14 protein-coding genes and 1 pseudogene are annotated in these 16,429 nt (G+C 64.3%); 10 read left to right on the top strand and 5 right to left on the bottom strand.

The genetic code is table 11. The features are described from left to right. Positions 1-14: 14 nt before the first annotated feature. A complete protein-coding gene (locus BJF89_RS06930; RefSeq protein ID WP_075813521.1) occupies positions 15-1,664 on the top strand; it encodes an RNA polymerase sigma factor in 1,650 nt (549 codons plus the stop codon). Here BJF89_RS06930 and BJF89_RS06925 read toward each other — a convergent pair. Genes BJF89_RS06925 through BJF89_RS06915 form a run of 3 tightly spaced genes read right to left on the bottom strand, consistent with a single transcriptional unit; the run spans position 1,635 to position 4,146 of the window. Continuing rightward, positions 1,635-2,129: a hypothetical protein gene (locus tag BJF89_RS06925; protein WP_075813519.1), complete on the bottom strand. Its 495-nt coding sequence runs from the start codon at positions 2,127-2,129 to the stop codon at positions 1,635-1,637. The genes BJF89_RS06930 and BJF89_RS06925 overlap by 30 nt on opposite strands. A 41-nt stretch (positions 2,130-2,170) precedes the next feature. Beyond that, on the bottom strand, positions 2,171-3,907 hold the full coding sequence (locus BJF89_RS06920) for a DEAD/DEAH box helicase (RefSeq protein WP_075813517.1): 1,737 nt from the start codon (positions 3,905-3,907) through the stop codon (positions 2,171-2,173). Next, positions 3,904-4,146 carry a DUF3039 domain-containing protein gene (locus BJF89_RS06915; protein WP_038548366.1) on the bottom strand — a complete coding sequence of 81 codons (243 nt, stop codon included), beginning with the start codon at positions 4,144-4,146 and terminating at the stop codon, positions 3,904-3,906. Before BJF89_RS06915 ends, BJF89_RS06920 begins: the two co-directional genes overlap by 4 nt. Before the next feature lie 113 nt (positions 4,147-4,259). Here BJF89_RS06915 and BJF89_RS06910 point away from each other — a divergent pair, with 113 nt between their 5' ends. From BJF89_RS06910 to galE, 6 genes are all read left to right on the top strand, one after another. Beyond that, positions 4,260-4,772 (top strand): DUF3099 domain-containing protein, encoded by a 513-nt coding sequence (locus BJF89_RS06910; RefSeq protein ID WP_083650551.1) that lies wholly within the window; start codon positions 4,260-4,262, stop codon positions 4,770-4,772. Then, on the top strand, positions 4,726-6,372 hold the full coding sequence (locus BJF89_RS06905) for a methyltransferase (RefSeq protein ID WP_083650546.1): 1,647 nt from the start codon (positions 4,726-4,728) through the stop codon (positions 6,370-6,372). The genes BJF89_RS06910 and BJF89_RS06905 overlap by 47 nt, the downstream gene beginning before the upstream one ends. Next, positions 6,369-6,845 (top strand): D-aminoacyl-tRNA deacylase, encoded by a 477-nt coding sequence (gene dtd / locus BJF89_RS06900; protein WP_075813513.1) that lies wholly within the window; start codon positions 6,369-6,371, stop codon positions 6,843-6,845. Before BJF89_RS06905 ends, dtd begins: the two co-directional genes overlap by 4 nt. A 183-nt stretch (positions 6,846-7,028) precedes the next feature. Beyond that, positions 7,029-8,153: a sigma-70 family RNA polymerase sigma factor gene (locus tag BJF89_RS06895; protein WP_255372519.1), complete on the top strand. Its 1,125-nt coding sequence runs from the start codon at positions 7,029-7,031 to the stop codon at positions 8,151-8,153. A 166-nt stretch (positions 8,154-8,319) separates the two neighbouring features. Next, complete coding sequence (locus BJF89_RS06890) at positions 8,320-9,009, top strand: metal-dependent transcriptional regulator (RefSeq protein WP_075813511.1); 690 nt, start codon at positions 8,320-8,322, stop codon at positions 9,007-9,009. A gap of 6 nt (positions 9,010-9,015) precedes the next feature. After that, positions 9,016-10,014, top strand: a complete 999-nt coding sequence (gene galE / locus BJF89_RS06885) for a UDP-glucose 4-epimerase GalE (RefSeq protein WP_075813509.1) — start codon at positions 9,016-9,018, stop codon at positions 10,012-10,014. Here galE and BJF89_RS06880 read toward each other — a convergent pair. Continuing rightward, the gene (locus tag BJF89_RS06880) at positions 9,971-11,311 is read right to left on the bottom strand and encodes a DUF4192 family protein (protein WP_075813507.1); all 1,341 of its coding nucleotides are present in this window, start codon (positions 11,309-11,311) and stop codon (positions 9,971-9,973) included. The genes galE and BJF89_RS06880 overlap by 44 nt on opposite strands. Before the next feature lie 163 nt (positions 11,312-11,474). Between BJF89_RS06880 and BJF89_RS06875 the strand changes: the two are divergent. Together BJF89_RS06875 and BJF89_RS06870 are read left to right on the top strand one after the other, a co-directional pair. Continuing rightward, a pseudogene (locus tag BJF89_RS06875) lies at positions 11,475-12,499 on the top strand (PAC2 family protein). Between the two features lie 8 nt (positions 12,500-12,507). After that, on the top strand, positions 12,508-15,063 hold the full coding sequence (locus BJF89_RS06870; RefSeq protein ID WP_075813505.1) for an RNA helicase: 2,556 nt from the start codon (positions 12,508-12,510) through the stop codon (positions 15,061-15,063). Here BJF89_RS06870 and BJF89_RS06865 read toward each other — a convergent pair. Further along, entirely contained in the window at positions 15,035-16,021 is a 987-nt protein-coding gene (locus tag BJF89_RS06865) for a hydrogen peroxide-inducible genes activator (RefSeq protein ID WP_075813503.1), read from the bottom strand. The genes BJF89_RS06870 and BJF89_RS06865 overlap by 29 nt on opposite strands. Positions 16,022-16,203: 182 nt before the next feature. Between BJF89_RS06865 and BJF89_RS06860 the strand changes: the two genes are divergently transcribed. Next, a partial coding sequence (locus BJF89_RS06860) for a redoxin domain-containing protein (protein WP_139311921.1) occupies positions 16,204-16,429 on the top strand: 226 nt, incomplete at its 3' end.

Below are 16,429 nucleotides of genomic sequence, written 5' to 3'. Positions count from 1 at the left end.
AAGAAAGGTCTTTCGTGGCGGCCCACACCAGTTCCACCTCCGGTAACGACGCCGAGGGCATCGACGCCCCCGGCACTTCGGCATCGTCGGCCGGTCGAAGGGTGGCCAAGAAGACCACCGCGAAGAAGGCCGTCCGCACGGCCGCACGCAAGGCGGCGTCCCCGGTCGCCCCGACCGTGTCTCCGGCTCCAGCCGAGTCGGCGGTCTCCTCCGGCTCCTCCTCCACGGACGAGGATGCCCCCAAGCAGTCTGCGGCCAAGAAGGCGACCCGTAAGACGTCCCAGAAGTCTGCGGTCAAAAAGACCGCCGCCAAGAAAACCGCCAAGAAAACCGCGGCAAAGAAGACAGCCGCGAAGAAGGTCGCGGGACGCGCAGCCACGTCCGCTGTGACCGGTGACGAGGATCTCCCGAACGTTGCCGAACAGACCCGGCGCCAGGCGAAGGACGCGGATCCGGACGCCACCGACGGCCAGGATGACGAGGACGAGTCCGCCGACGGTTTCGACGACATCGATGAACTGGAAGATGACCTGGAGATCGACGGAGATGACGTCGACGAGGTCGATGACGTGGACGACGAGGAGGACACCAAGTCTCCGGCCGTCGTGACTCCTGCAGGTGCCGTCACCGACGGCGACGATGATGACGATGATGACGACGCCAAACAGGAGTCCGGCAGCTTTGTCTGGGACGAGGACGAATCCGCCGCTCTCCGTCAGGCGCGTAAAGATGCGGAACTGACCGCGTCCGCGGATTCCGTACGTGCCTACCTCAAGCAGATCGGCAAGGTCGCGCTGCTCAATGCCGAGCAGGAGGTCTCCCTGGCCAAGCGCATCGAGGCGGGCCTGTACGCGCACCACAAGATGGACGAGCTCAAGCAGAGCGGTGAGAAAGTCTCGCCCATGCAGCGTCGGGATTTCCGTGAGATCGAACGGGACGGTCGTAAGGCCAAGAACCACCTTCTTGAAGCCAACCTGCGTCTCGTGGTCTCCCTGGCGAAGCGGTACACCGGCCGAGGTATGGCTTTCCTGGACCTGATCCAGGAAGGAAACCTCGGTCTGATCCGCGCAGTCGAGAAGTTCGATTACACCAAGGGCTACAAGTTCTCCACCTACGCCACCTGGTGGATCCGCCAGGCGATCACCCGTGCGATGGCAGACCAGGCCCGGACGATCCGTATCCCGGTCCACATGGTGGAGGTCATCAACAAGCTGGGTAGGATCCAGCGTGAGCTCCTGCAGGACCTCGGTCGTGAGCCCACGCCGGACGAGTTGGCCCGCGAGATGGACATCACGGTGGACAAGGTGCTGGAGATTCAGCAGTACGCTCGTGAGCCGATCTCCCTCGACCAGACCATCGGTGATGAAGGCGACAGCCAGCTCGGCGACTTCATCGAGGACTCCGAAGCGGTCATCGCCGTCGACGCTGTGAGTTTCACCCTGCTTCAGGACCAGCTCCAGGACGTGCTGCACACCCTGTCCGAACGCGAGGCAGGCGTGGTCAAGCTGCGCTTCGGTCTCACGGACGGTATGCCACGCACGCTCGACGAGATCGGGCAGGTCTACGGGGTGACCCGTGAGCGCATCCGTCAGATCGAGTCGAAGACCATGTCCAAGCTGCGTCACCCCTCCCGCTCACAGGTGTTGCGCGACTACCTGGACTGAGTCCGGCCAGCGCTCCCCCGCTGTCACCCCCGGGTGTGTCGTCGTCTCCGACCGCAGCACCGACACAACCCGGGGGTGACGTCTGTCTAGTGTCGTGTCGTCGCGACGGTCCTCCATGCACTGGCGCAGTTCGTCAGTGGATGTCGATGAACAGTCCTCGAGCGACTGTGCGGTGCTGTTCGTCACGACCCCGGCCAACGCCACCGCAACGATGGAGACCGCGACCGCGATCATCGGGTAACCACGGCTCAGATGCGCAGAGCGCACCGCGATGATCAGGGCAATCAGCGAAAACAGCAGGACGACTACGCTGATGATCAGGCCCAGCCAGGGGAACAGTGCCGCAGGCAGGGCCAGCACCGCCAGGACGACAGCCGCCAGGCCCAGCCTGCTCTGGATGCGCGGAGAACCCGGTACCGACGTTCCGGGGTTGTCGGGACGCCGACCGGGAGTTTTCTTCGCCATACCGCCAGTTTAACCGACGCGAGCCCCCGTCCCGGAAGCGCTCACCAGTCCCGGAGGTACGCGATACGGTCCCGGAGCTGCTCCGCGGTACAGAGGGCTGTCGGCGGGCCACCGCAGTTACGTCGCACCTCGTTGTGGATGGCCCCGTGAGGCCGTCCGGTGCGCTGGGACTTCGCGCCGACGAGTGCGTTGAGTTTCTTGCGTAACGCGGGCAGTTCCTCACTGGCGACTTTCTTCTGGGACGTGTCGTCCCCCGCTTCCGCACCGGCAGTCGGTGCCTGAGCTGCCTGACCTGCCGAATCTGCCTGCCTGGCCTCGCGCTCCCGGTTGTCCAGTTGACTGGACTGCCGTGCCCGGAGCAGGGTCCTCATCTGTTCGGCGTCAAGAAGTCCCGGTAGCCCGAGGTACTCCTGTTCCTCCGCGGATCCGGTCATCGTGGCGGTGCCGTAGGTGGAACCGTCGAAGATGAGGCTCTCCAGCTCCGCCTCGGCCCCCAGAGTCTCGTAACCACCGGGCTCGTCGGGTTCCGTCTCCTCCTTGTTCGCCTGTGCCAGCAGTTCATCGTCCCACCCTTCGTTGGGACGGTCCGGCTTGCCGAGGACATGATTTCGCTGACGCTCCATGTTGGACGCCAGGTCTAGCAGTACCGGCACGCTGGGAAGGAAAACGCTGGCAGACTCGCCGGGTCGCCGGGAACGGACGAAACGGCCGATGGCCTGTGCGAAGAAGAGGGGCGTCGACGCCGAAGTCGCGTAGACGCCGACCGCGAGACGGGGAACGTCGACTCCCTCGGAGACCATGCGCACCGCGACCATCCACTGTGCCGTGGAATCGGAGAACTCCTTGATCCGGTCACTGGAGCCCTGTTCGTCGGACAGGACGACCGTCACTTTCGTACCGGTGATCTTTTCCAGAATCGCGGCATACGCACGTGCCGTCGTCGTGTCTGTGGCGATGACCAGACCACCTGCATCCGGGATCGACTCGCGCAGCTGCATCAGTCGGGTGTGTGCTGCACTGAGCACAGCGGGGATCCACTCGCCCTTGGGGTCCAACGCGGTCTTCCAGGCACGCGCGGTCTGCTCGGCGTTCAGAGGAGTTCCCAGGCGAGCCTCGTACTCCTCGCCGGCGCTGTCCCGCCACCGTGCCTGACCCGAGTAGGCCAGGAAGACCACCGGGCGCACGACGCCGTCCGCGAGTGCGTCCGAGTAGCCGTAGGTGTAGTCGGACTGGGAGACCAACGCCCCGTCGACCTCCTTGTACTGGACGAAGGGGATTTCCGAATCGTCTGACCGGAACGGGGTGCCGGTCAGGGCGAGCCGACGTTCAGCCTGTTCATAGGCGAAACGCACACCGTCACCCCAGCTTTTGGCGTCACCGGCGTGATGTATCTCGTCGAGAATCACCAGCGTCTTCCGGGCCGTGGCGACCTGGTAGTGCTTCGTCGGTTTCATCCCGACCTGGGCGTACGTCACCGCCACACCATCGTGGGCGTTGTTCACCGCCGATGAGTTGGTGAACTCCGCGTCGATGGATATGCCCTGCCGCGCCGCTGCCTGGGACCACTGGGTCTTGAGGTGCTCGGTCGGCACCACGATGACCAGGCGCTGCACGACGCGGCTGTCGAGCAGCATGCGGGCCACGGTCAACGCGAACGTGGTCTTTCCCGCACCAGGGGTGGCCACCGCAAGGTAGTCCTGCGGTGCAGCGTCAATGTAACGTCGGAGTGCGGCCTGCTGCCAGGCACGGAGTGTGCCGTATGCGGTGGCCTGACTCACTTCTTCCGGAGCCCCTGGTAGATACTCTCGCAGTCGGGACAGACCGGGGACCCGGGCTTCGCCTGCTTCGTCACCGGGAAAGTCTCGCCGCACAGGGCGACAACCATCTTCCCGTTGATCGCGGAGTCGACGATCTTGTCTTTCTTGACGTAGTGGAAGAACTTCGGGGTGTCGTCCGAGGTCTTGTCTTCGGTCCGGACGTCGGGCCGCTCAATCGTTGTCGTTCCAGGAGTAGTCACGTCCCCATGATGCCCTCCCCTGCCCGTGTTTTCCACCCGCGCCGGTCGAGGAATGCTTCTGCGGGCGGTCCCGAGGGGTTGTGGTCGGCGGGGACGGGACTACGGTTGTGGCCATGTCCCAGCACCAGTCCCGTCGCCGTCGAGGTGACGACGTGTCGGTCATCACCGATGCCCGACGATCGCCCCTGGACGACTGGCGCCACCGACGGCATTTGTATGCGGCGCTGCAGCTGGCACGCATTCCGCTACTCGTCGCCGCGGTCGCGGCATACGCCTGGCTGCACAGTCCCGTCCTCGCTGCAGTCTTCGCGGTGATCTCGCTGCCGCTCCCCTGGGCGGCGGTCCTGTTGGCCAACGAAAAGACCGACGACCGCGAGAAGGGCCAGCCCAAGGTGTACAAGCCTGCTCTTGTCCGGCAGTACCGCGACAGCATCACCAACCCTCAGGTGGGCGGTACCGTCCACGGACAACTCGACGCACCGCATGGAGGTACCGGGTACACCGTGATCGACGCGGACACTGACGGATCCGTCCACCCCGATTCCCCTGACAGTCCCGATACCTCCGCATGGGAGAGACATGAAGACACCGACGACACCGATCACTCAGACGACACTGGCCGTTGACGCGGTCGACGCCGATGCCCCGTGCCTCGGAGACCTCGTTCTCGCGCTCGCGGCCATGGACTACGGCACACCGCTGCTTCTCCGGAGTCTCGGGAGACAGGGCCACGCGGAGGCGCTCGCCGGCAACCCGGGAGGTGCCGACTGGCACGTTGAAAACCGGGCCACCGCAGAGGGCGGGAGCGTCGCGCCCCGCGACGTCCTGATCACGCGTGCTTTCTTCCTGCGGATGCCCGTCGACCGTGATGACCTCGCCCGGGTGCTGGGGACGTCCCTCGTCGACGACCTGTTCACGGCCGGTGTCCTGTCCGCTGCACCGGACACCGCGGGACCGACCGCGGTCCGTTCGCAGGTCGACGTCCGCCCCGTGGCGCACGGTGCGCACCGGCCGGACGGTAGTGAGACACTTGTCGTCTCGGACCCGGACGCCTCGCTTGAAGCGAGAGTCCCTCGCGCCGACCATGTGCCGGGAGTCGGACAAGCCCCGTTGACGCTGCTCAACCAGATCCCGTCCACACCTGCCGGTCGACTGCTCGACCTCGGCACCGGCTCCGGCGTTCTGGCGATGATGCTGGATGCTGACGAGACCGTCGCCACGGACATTCACCACCGCGCCCTGGGGTTCGCCCGTGCCTCGCAGCGCTCAGTGGCTGACCGAACCATCGACTGGCGCCAGGGAAGCTGGTTCGAACCGGTCTCCGGCGAGGAGTTCGACCGCATCGTCTCCAATCCACCGTTCGTCGTCGGTCCTCCCCTGGACGGCCAGATCTACCGCGACTCCGGCCTCGACCTCGACGACGCCACCCGCACAGTAGTGCAGGGCGCAGTCAAGCACCTCTCCCCCGGCGGCACCGCCCACATGCTCGGCGCGTGGGCGACATCCCTCGCTGAATCCGCCGCCAGCCGTGTCGCCGGATGGATCCCCGCGGAGGGGATCCGCGCCTGGATTGTGCAGCGCGACGAAGTCACCCCGTCGTTCTATGTCCGTACCTGGACCGCCGACGCGTCAGTCGACCTGCGGACGGAGGCGGGCCAGGCGCAGGTACGGCGGTGGCTCGACTACCTCAGCAGCCGGGACATCGCCAGGATCGGCATGGGGTACGTCCACCTCCAACGCATCGACGGCCCGTCCGAAGTCACGTTCGAGGTTGTCGACTCGCCTGATCTCGGTTACTTCGGGGACGAGGTGGCGGAGTACTTCACACGTGCGGAATGGCTGACGCACCAGGACGCCGAGGACATCCTGGACAGCCGGTTCCAGCTCCGTCCCGGGCTCGCACGGGAGAACGTCGGGCTCGCGCAGTCTGGAACGGCCGGTGACGAGGGCACCGTTCCCCGCACCGACCCCGGCTTCCGGCCTGAAACCATCAGGATCACCCGGACCGACGGCCCCGGATTCAGCCACGACATCGACGAAGCCCTCTCCTCCGTCCTCGCCGGACTGGCACCACACGGCCTGAGCCTCCGAGACGTCGCCGGGTTGTACTGTGCCGTCAACGACCTCGACGACGACGAGTTCACCCGGGCGCTTGTCCCGTTGATCGTCGATCTTGTACGCCACGGCATGGTCCTCCCCACGGCCCTCCTCGAGGACGCCCGATGAAGGCCGTCATCAGCACAGTCGGGGACGCACATGTGACGGTCGACGACGTGACCGTGGGGTCCGTCGACGCCGACCGGAACGGCGAAGGACGGGGCGCACTGCTGGCCCTGGTGGGCGTCGGGCGTGACGACAGCCCCGACGCCTGGCGGACCATGGCCAGGAAAATCGCGGAGCTGAGGATCCTTCCACCTGTCGGGGCGTCGTGGGAGGAAAATCGCGATGCCAGCGCCCAGGACAACCGTGCCGAGGTCCTCCTGGTCAGTCAGTTCACCCTCATGGGCGCCACCGCCAAAGGGCGGCGCCCGTCCTGGTCCGCCGCCGCGCCAGGGAGCGTCGCTGACGAAGTGATCTCCCGGATCACCGAGGACCTCCGCAACCGTGGCCTCCGGGTCGAGACCGGAACCTTCGGGGCCATGATGGAGGTCAGTTCGACCAATCTCGGCCCTTACACGGTCACCGTCGACGCCCCCTAAGGACGGGGGTGACCGCACGACAGTGACACCCCCCACAATAGGGGAGCTGAAAGTGCTTTTACGTAGTCTCCACCTGCGAATTCACTCCCCTTTCCCGTGAGACACTTAGGCCCGGAACAATTTCCGACCGCGGCCCGTTGGACTGGTCAGAGCTTCCGACACCGAACCCAGGAGGTCAACCAGATGGGCACCCGCACGACGAAGAACTCCGGCACACCGGATGAGAACGACATCTTGGAGACCACCCGAGACAGCGCGGATACCCCGGCGGAAATTGATGAGCTCGGGGACGTCACAACCCCACCGTCAGACGAGGGCACCTCGGACAACATCGCCGAGAACGCATCGGATGACGAGGTCTCCGAGGACAAGGGCCGCCGCCGGGGCAACAACGAGAACCCGTCGGCCGACCTCGTCCGTGTCTACCTCAACGGCATCGGGAAGACGGCACTGCTGACTGCCGATGACGAGGTGGAACTGTCCAAGCGCATCGAGGTCGGTCTGTACGCCGAGCACCTTCTCGAGAGCGGTGACAAGCTGACTCGCGCCGCCAAGCGCGACATGAAGGTCCTCGCCCGCGAAGGTCGTGCAGCGCGCACGCATCTCCTGGAAGCTAACCTACGGCTCGTCGTCTCCCTGGCGAAGCGCTACACAGGCCGTGGTATGCCGCTGCTCGACCTGATCCAGGAAGGAAATCTCGGGCTCATCCGCGCGATGGAGAAGTTCGACTACGCCAAGGGCTTCAAGTTCTCGACCTACGCCACCTGGTGGATCCGCCAGGCGATCACGCGGGGCATGGCTGACCAGTCCCGTACGATCCGGCTGCCTGTGCATCTCGTCGAGCAGGTCAACAAGCTGTCCCGGATCAAGAGGGAGATGTACCAGCACCTGGGCCGTGAAGCGACCAACGAGGAACTCGCCGATGAGTCGGGGATCGACGAGTCGAAGATCGAGATGCTCCTCAAGCAGTCCCGCGATCCAGTGAGTCTCGACATGCCCGTCGGTTCCGACGAGGAGGCACCGCTGGGTGACTTCATCGAGGATTCCGAGGCGACCGACGCCGAGGCTGCTGTTGTCGCTTCTCTGCGGCACTCAGATGTCCGCGCCGTGCTCGACACTCTGGAGGAGCGGGAACAGGACGTGATCAAGCTGCGTTACGGTCTCGACGACGGCATGCCCCGTACACTCGATCAGATCGGTCGGAGTTTCGGCCTGTCGCGGGAGCGCGTGCGCCAGATTGAGCGCGAGGTCATGACGAAACTCCGTGAAGGTGACCGGGCGGCCCGGCTGCGCGAATACGCGGTCTGACGGGGAGGGACGAGCTCTCGACCCGACCGCCGCGCTGGGCGGGTCGGACCACTCAACCACGTGCGTCCTTAACCGTGTACGTTGTAGGTCACCACTGTGTGAATAAACCCGCGAATGCGACCGTGAATCTCTCTGGTCGCATATGTCAGAGAAAGGCCATGGTCGAGTGAAGGACCTCGTCGATACCACCGAGATGTACCTCCGGACGATCTATGAACTGGAGGAAGAGGGCATTCCTCCGCTCCGCGCGCGGATCGCCGAGCGTCTTGAGCAGTCCGGCCCAACCGTGAGCCAGACCGTGGCCCGCATGGAACGGGACAACCTGCTCTGGATCGCAGACGACCGCTCCCTCAAGTTGACGGAGGAAGGCCGGGAGCACGCGACCGCGGTGATGCGTAAGCACCGTCTGGCCGAGCGCCTGCTCGTTGACGTGATCGGGCTGCCGTGGGAGTCCGTCCATGATGAAGCATGCCGATGGGAACACGTCATGGGCGATGAGGTCGAGAAGCGTCTGCTGGCGGTCCTCGACGACCACAACACCTCTCCGTTCGGCAACCCGGTGCCGGGACTCGAGAAGCTCGGTGAGTCTTCCGTCGGCAATCCGGACAATTCCCACCGCGCCTCAGACATCGACCTGAGCTCCCCGCGCAAGGCCACGATCGTCAGCTTCAACGAGATCGTCCAGGTCGAGCACAAGGTCATCGGCAAGCTGGGGCAGCACGGTATCCGACCAGGAACCACCGTGACGATCCAGGACACCCCGGAGGGCCTCACGCTGCAGACACCCGAAGGTGACAGCGTGGTCGTCCCGGAGGAACTGGGCCACGCCATCCGTATCGTCGTCGAGGGGAACTAGTCGCTGATGGGGCTCGCTGAAGGAGACCACGTCCTCGTCACCGGTGGTGCGGGCTATGTCGGGAGCGTCTGCGCCACAGTGCTCTGTGAACAGGGCTACCGGGTGACGGTGATCGACGATCTTTCCACCGGTAACCGTGAGGCTGTCCCCGCTGCCGCGGCTTTCCTCGAGGGTGATGTCCTGGACCGGGCTCCTGAAGCCCTTGCCGACGGCTGCGCCGCAGTCTTCCACTTCGCCGCGAAGTCCCTCGTCGGCGAGTCCGTCGAGTCTCCGGACATCTACTGGCACGGCAACGTGGTCACCTCGTTGCGACTTCTGGACCTGATGCGCGCCCACGGAGTGGACAATCTGGTCTTCTCCTCGACCGCGGCCTGCTACGGCGAGCCCGAGGAGGTTCCGATCACCGAGGAGATGCCCACCTCCCCGACGAACCCCTACGGTGCCTCCAAACTGTCGATCGACCAGATCATCACCTCATACGCCCACGCCTACGGGCTCGGCGCGACGAGTCTGCGTTACTTCAACGTCGCCGGGGCGTACGGCCCCACCGGCGAGAACCGTGTGGTGGAAACTCACCTGATCCCGTTGGTCCTTCAGGTTGCACTGGACGCGCGTGACCAGATCATGGTCTTCGGCGACGACTGGCCGACCCCTGACGGCACGTGCGTCCGTGACTACATCCACATCCGGGATCTCGCCGATGCGCATCTACTCGCCGCACGTTCGAACTCCGCCGGTACCCACCGCATCTTCAATCTCGGCTCAGGGGACGGCTACAGCGTCCAACAGGTCATCGACACCTGCAGGGAGGTCACCGGGCATCCCATCCCCGCGGTCACCGCACCCCGCCGCGCCGGTGACCCCGCGACGCTGATCGCGTCCTCTGCTCGTGCAATCAACGAGCTCGGCTGGTCCCCCACGCGTAGCGACCTGCACACCATCGTCTCGGATGCCTGGGGCTTCACTTCCCGGCTCGGCGATCGAGCGCATTTCGCACGTCGGTGAGCGTCCGACGGTCCAGGATCGAATCCAGTAGCCGGGCGTAGCCGCTGTCGGCGCCTTCCGGATCCTGTTTCTTTACCTCGTCGATCTGGGCGATTCCCTGGTCCAGAATGCTCCTGACCGCGCGGGCGGCCGTCCCGTCCGATACCCCGTCCCATATGACGCCTGCCAGTGACATCGTCAACAGCTCATCCCCGAGCTGTTCGGTGTTGTCGATGACCTCAGGCAGCATCCCCGCACCACGTCCCTCCTCCATTTCCTGAAGGCACCGTCGCACTGCTCGGTGTCCCAGGGCCCCGTGGTTTCCGCACCATCCGAGTACCGAGATCAGGAGGAGGGCGCGACTTCGCAGCGAGCGTCGCCCCAATGCCGCCGTCTCCAGGAGCAGCGCCATCACCACGGTGGCACTACCACCGGCTGCCAGTGCCACAAGCGACGGGAACAAACTGACCCGGGTACAGAACGTGAAAAGCTGTTCTGCCGTGTCCGGGACGCTGAGTGCCCGCCGTGCCTCGCGACGCGCGCTGAGGAGCATCGACATCTCCCCCGGGTCCTGCGACTCCACCTCCCCACGTATCCCTGCCACCAGTCGGCAGACATCCTCCGGAGACCGGGATCCGCCGTGCCCCGGAGTGGCGACGCCGGTGGTCCAGCTCGCCGGGAGCAGCGATCGCACCGCCTCGTCGTCGACCGGATCAAGTTCCCTGTCCATCGACTCCGACGTGGCCCCCGAGTCGTGCACCGTCGTATCCCCTGCCGACAGGATCGGGCTGCCCTGCGGATCATCGATACTGCCCCGGCAGTGGATCCGCCATCCACCATCCTGGTCCTCCTGAAAGACATGGAACCATACACCGCCGTCACGAAGCGCTTCAGTGACATATACCCCACTCACATCGACCGCGTTGTCGTACAGCTCGCACAGCGCCGCTCCGAGTACGTCCGAAATAGGACCGTCAATGGGCAAGACACCGGGAGCGACGACAACGACCGCTGCCTTTGCGCCGGGTAAGTCGTACACTGCCCCGCACAACGCGTCCGCGCCGGCCGCTGCCGCCTCCGGTACAAGATCGGTTCGAACGACAGGTCCAACGGACTCGAGACGCTCCTGATGGTAAGTCAGGCCAATAAAGACAATGCTCGCCGTCGGGGTGAAACCGAGAAGTCCCGGGACCGCCGCGATGAGCCCGCCGGGACCGCTTTCTATGACGACGGGCGTACCGGAATCCCTGGATTCGCGCCGGCCCCCGGCACCGGGAATTCCGGGACCGCGCGATCTGTTGTGCTGTGTGGAAGTCATGGAGACATCCTCCACCGGAGAACCGCCCGCGGTTCTTCTGCTCCACTGGTTCGTCCAGGAGCATGTGGACAATCCGTACCCTGTGGAGATCCCCTGGTGCGGGAACGGCGACTGGTAGAGTAGTTGCACTGCGTCGCACGTCAGTGAAGGGAGCACACCGCATATGTCCGACAGCAATCGTATGTACGAACTCGAGTACCCCGGCCCCTCGGCTCAGTCCGCCGACGGCGAAGACGGTCTGTCAATGGTCATCGCTCTCCAGGGGTACGCCGACGCCGGGCAAGGGGTGCGGCAAGCAAGCCAGCACCTCCTCCAGGCACTCGATCACTCGGCGGTGGCCACGTTCCATGTCGATGAGCTGATCGACTACCGGTCGCGTCGTCCCGGGGTCACCCTGGACCACGGGCGGGTCGTGGACCGGGAGAACCTGGCACTGACCCTGTACCGCATGGAGGATTCGGACGGCCAGCCGTTCATGCTGCTCGCCGGGCCTGAGCCGGATCTGCGGTGGGAGGCCTTCAGCAGGCTGTCGCCGAACTTGCGTCACGGTCCGGGGTCGACCGTGTCGTCACGTTCTACGCCGCACCGATGACGGTGCCTCACACACGTCCTCTCATCGTCACGGCGCACGGGTCAGACTCCTCCTTGACCCGGGACCTGCGCAGCTGGGAATCACGGATGATCATTCCTGGATCCGCGATGCTGGACGTCGAACTGCTGTTGTCGCGAGGCGGTCTCTCCACTCTGGGACTGACGGCCCACGTCCCGCACTACATCGCGGCATCTGACTACCCCGAGGCTGCCTACGGTCTGCTTCACACCCTCGAGTCCGTCGCCGACCTGAATCTGCCCCTGCGTGCCCTGGAAGCCGACATGGACAAGGTTCGCCAGCAGCTGGCGGACCAGGTCGATGACTCGGCGGAGATCGCCTCCGTCGTCGGTGCCCTCGAGCGGCAGTACGATGAGGACCAGTCCCGGCAACGCAAGCGGAAGGACAACGCGCTCCTCGCCCCCGGTCAAGAGGTACCTTCGGGTGAGGAGATCAGCGCCGAAGTCGAACGATTCCTCGCCAGCGCCATCGACGCGGGCGACGAAGACGCCAGGTCAGCTGACGACGGCGGCACCGGGAACGATGCCGAGGACAGCCAGCATCCCACAGACGACGATCCCGACAACCGCGACAGGTAACGACACAGGTGACGACACCCGCAACTGACTCCACACTCTCCGCCCTCCTGCCCGATCTCGATGAAGTGCCGGAGAGTCTGGTCGATGACGCGGTTCTCGAATCTTTCCTGGCGTGGGCCCGCGACCGCGGAATCTCCCTGTATCCCGCTCAGGAGGAGGCTGCGGTAGCTCTCGCCGCCGGCGACAACGTTATTCTGGCGACCCCGACCGGGTCGGGGAAGTCGCTGGTGGCCACTGCAGCCCACTTCATCGCCCTCGCACACGGCCAACGTACGTTCTACACCGCACCGATCAAGGCACTGGTCAGCGAGAAGTTCTTCTCCCTCTGTGAGATCTTCGGCCCTGCGCACGTCGGCATGATGACCGGCGACGCCACCGTCAACGGCAATGCGCCCGTCATTTGTGCGACAGCCGAGGTCGTCGCCAATATCGCGCTCCGGGACGGTGCTGCAGCGGATATAGACCAGGTGGTGATGGACGAGTTCCACTACTATTCGGAGCCGGATCGCGGGTGGGCATGGCAGGTGCCGCTTCTCAGTCTTCCCCGGGCCCAGTTCCTCCTCATGAGTGCGACCCTGGGTAACACGACGTGGTTGGAAGACGACCTCACTCGCCGCACCGGCCGGACGACGACACCGGTGGCCGGGACTGTCCGACCGGTGCCACTCGACTTCGACTTCGTCTACTCGCCGGTGCACGAGACCCTGCAGGACCTCATCGACGCAGGGAAAGCGCCGGTGTACATCGTCCACTTTTCCCAGCGTGAAGCTGTCGAACGCGCACAGGCACTGACCAGCATGACCTTCGTCGACAAGGACCGCAAGGCAGAGATCGCGTCGGTCATCGGCGATTTCCGGTTTACCTCTGCCTTCGGCAAGACGCTGTCCGGACTTCTACGGAAGGGGATCGGTATCCACCATGCGGGGATGCTGCCGAAGTACCGGAGGCTTGTCGAGAAGCTCGCTCAGCAGGGGCTGCTCAGCGTGATCTCGGGCACCGACACGCTCGGCGTCGGGATCAACGTGCCGATCCGCACCGTGTTGATGACCGGGTTGGCGAAGTACGACGGAATCAAGCACCGCATTCTCAAGTCCCGTGAGTTCCATCAGATCGCGGGACGCGCGGGACGTGCCGGCTATGACACCGAAGGCACCGTGGTGGTGGAGGCACCGGAACACGAGATCGAAAACTACCGTCTCCGTCAACGGGCCGGGTCAGACCCGAAGAAGTTGAAGAAGCTCCGGAAGAAGTCGGCCCCCGAGGGACGGGCGACGTGGACGAAGTCGACGTTCGACAGGCTCACCACCGCCGAACCCGAAGAACTCGTCAGCCAGTTCCAGATGTCACACTCGATGTTGATCAACGTGGTCGCGAGAGACGAATGGACCTACGCTGCGTTGAAAGGACTCCTGAGGGACAACCACGACACCCGTGCCAAACAGAACCGGGACATCCTGACGACCATTGACCTGTACCGTGGGCTGCTGCGCACCCACATCGTCGAGGAGGTCGAGGCTGACACGCCGTCCGGCAAGGACGCACGACTGACCCGGGAGCTCCAACGGGATTTCGCCCTCAACCAGCCCCTGTCGCCTTTCGCCCTCGCTGCTTTCGACCTCCTCGATCCGGAGTCCGACACCTACACGCTCGACGTGATCAGCACCGTCGAGGCCATCCTGGACAATCCGAACCAGGTCCTCACTGCACAGCAGCGCGAGCATCGGGGACAGGAGATCGCCGCGTTGAAGGCCGAAGGGGTCGACTACACCGAACGTATGGCTATCGTCGAAGACATCACGTGGCCGAAACCCCTCGAGGAGGAGCTTGAGCAGGCCTACGACATCTTCTGTGAGTCCAATCCTTGGGCCACGGAGTTTGACCTGGCGCCGAAGTCTGTGGTCAGGGACATGATCGAGAAGGCCATGACCTTCTCCGACCTGATCGCCACGTACTCGTTGGCGCGATCAGAAGGCGTGGTGCTGCGATACCTCACGGATGCCTGGCGTACCCTCTCGCATACCGTCCCACCGGAGCACCGCAGCGATGAGCTGGAGGACATCATCGTCTGGCTCGGCGAACTCATTCGCCAGGTCGACTCGTCGCTGGTTGACGAGTGGTCTGCGATGGCAGACCCGGACAAACCGGTCACGGACGAACAGGTGGCGGAGCACGCTTTCGGTGTCGACGATCCGACCAAGCTCAGTGCCAACCCCCGGGCTCTACGCCGCATGGTGAAGAACCACTTCTTCAGGCACGTGGAGCTGTTCGCCTTCGAGAAGGAGAACGAGCTCGCGGCAATGGACGACTACCTCACCGATCCTCCGGACTGGCCTGCGGAGATGGACGTCTACTTTGACGAGTACGCTGATATCGGGGTAGATGCCGGGGCCCGCTCCCCTGACATGGTCATCATCACCGAAGGACCGAAGTACTGGAATGTCCGGCAGATTCTCGACGACCCCGACGGCGACCACGGTTGGGCGATCGAAGGCATCGTGGACCTGGAGGCCTCGGACGAGGCCGGGGATGTCCGTCTCAGTGAGCTCCAGGTGATCCGGGGCTGAGACGGGCTTCCAGTACCTCCTGGTTCGCCCCCACTCCTGATTCGAAGGCACCGGTCACGATGCCACCGATGGTCCTGAAGGCATCGTCCCGGTTGGAGCTGGAACGGTAACTCAGATTGACGGTCCTCCCCGCAGTCGCAGCACCACCGTCAAACGTCGCCAGAGCGACCCCGGGGCGATCACACTCGGCCGCAACCGCACTGATCGGCACAAGCGTACAACCCAGACCGCCGATGACACACTGAACCACCGTCGACAGGCTCGCCGCCCTGGTAACTGACCGCGCGGGATCGACCGTGAGCGACGCCGACCTGCACAAGTCCAGCACCTGGTCACGGAGACAGTGCCCATCGTCCAGTAACAGCAGGTCAAGGGTGTCCAACTCATCAAGAGTCACATCACGTCGGCCCGCGAGACGGTGGTTTTCCGGAAGTACGAGGACGAATTCCTCCCGGTAGAGCTCGATCTGTTCGATACCGGCGCCCGCGACCGGAGATGCGACGACCACAGCGTCCAGCCCGCCTTGCCGAAGGGAATCGACCAGGCTGCTCGTCTTCTCCTCGACGATCTTCGGCTCGAGTTCCGGCGCGACCGAGGGAAGCGACTGAAGCAGAGCCGGCAGGATGAACGGGGCGATGGTGGGGATGATCCCCAGCGCCATAGAACCGGCGAGTCCACCATGAGCTCCGCGTGCGTAGCTGATGAACGTATCGAGGCTGTCGAGGGTCGCCTGCGCATACGGCAGCAGGTCCCGTCCGACGTCGGTGACGATGACTTTTCGGGTCGACCTCTCGATCAACTGGACCCCCAGGCCGTTCTCCAGCGCGGCGAGCCCCTGCGACAGCGATGGCTGGGAGATTCCCAGTTGCTGGGCCGCAGCGCCGAAATGCCCGTGTTCGGCCACGGTGGCGAAGGTCCTCAATTGCGCGATCGTCGGCCGGTAATCCTTATTGACCATGCCTATCACATTACATTATCCGCGAAAGTTAAACCTATCCACTGCCTATGATAGGTCCTGTCTATCTGTCTTCGGCGATCAATCAGTTATACCTTTGCACAAGTTCTGGATTCATGGCATAATCGACCGTGCTCAAGACGACAACGAGCGTCCGAATTTCACGACCCCAGGAGGCATGAACCATGTCCATTCTCACCGTCGGTGACCAGTTCCCCGAGTTCAATCTCACCGCACTCAAGGGCGGCGACCTGCACGAGGCGAACGCCCAGCAGCCGGACGATTACTTCGAAGACGTGAACCTCGACAAGTACCAGGGCAAGTGGAAGGTCGTGTTCTTCTACCCGAAGGACTTCACCTTCGTCTGCCCCACCGAGATCGCCGCTTTCGGCAAGCTGGACGAGGAGTTCC

Source organism: Corynebacterium sp. CNJ-954 (assembly GCF_001942345.1).
Classification (GTDB): domain Bacteria; phylum Actinomycetota; class Actinomycetes; order Mycobacteriales; family Mycobacteriaceae; genus Corynebacterium.
Note: the sequence above shows the minus strand (reverse complement) of the source record. Positions and strands in the feature narration are given on the sequence as shown.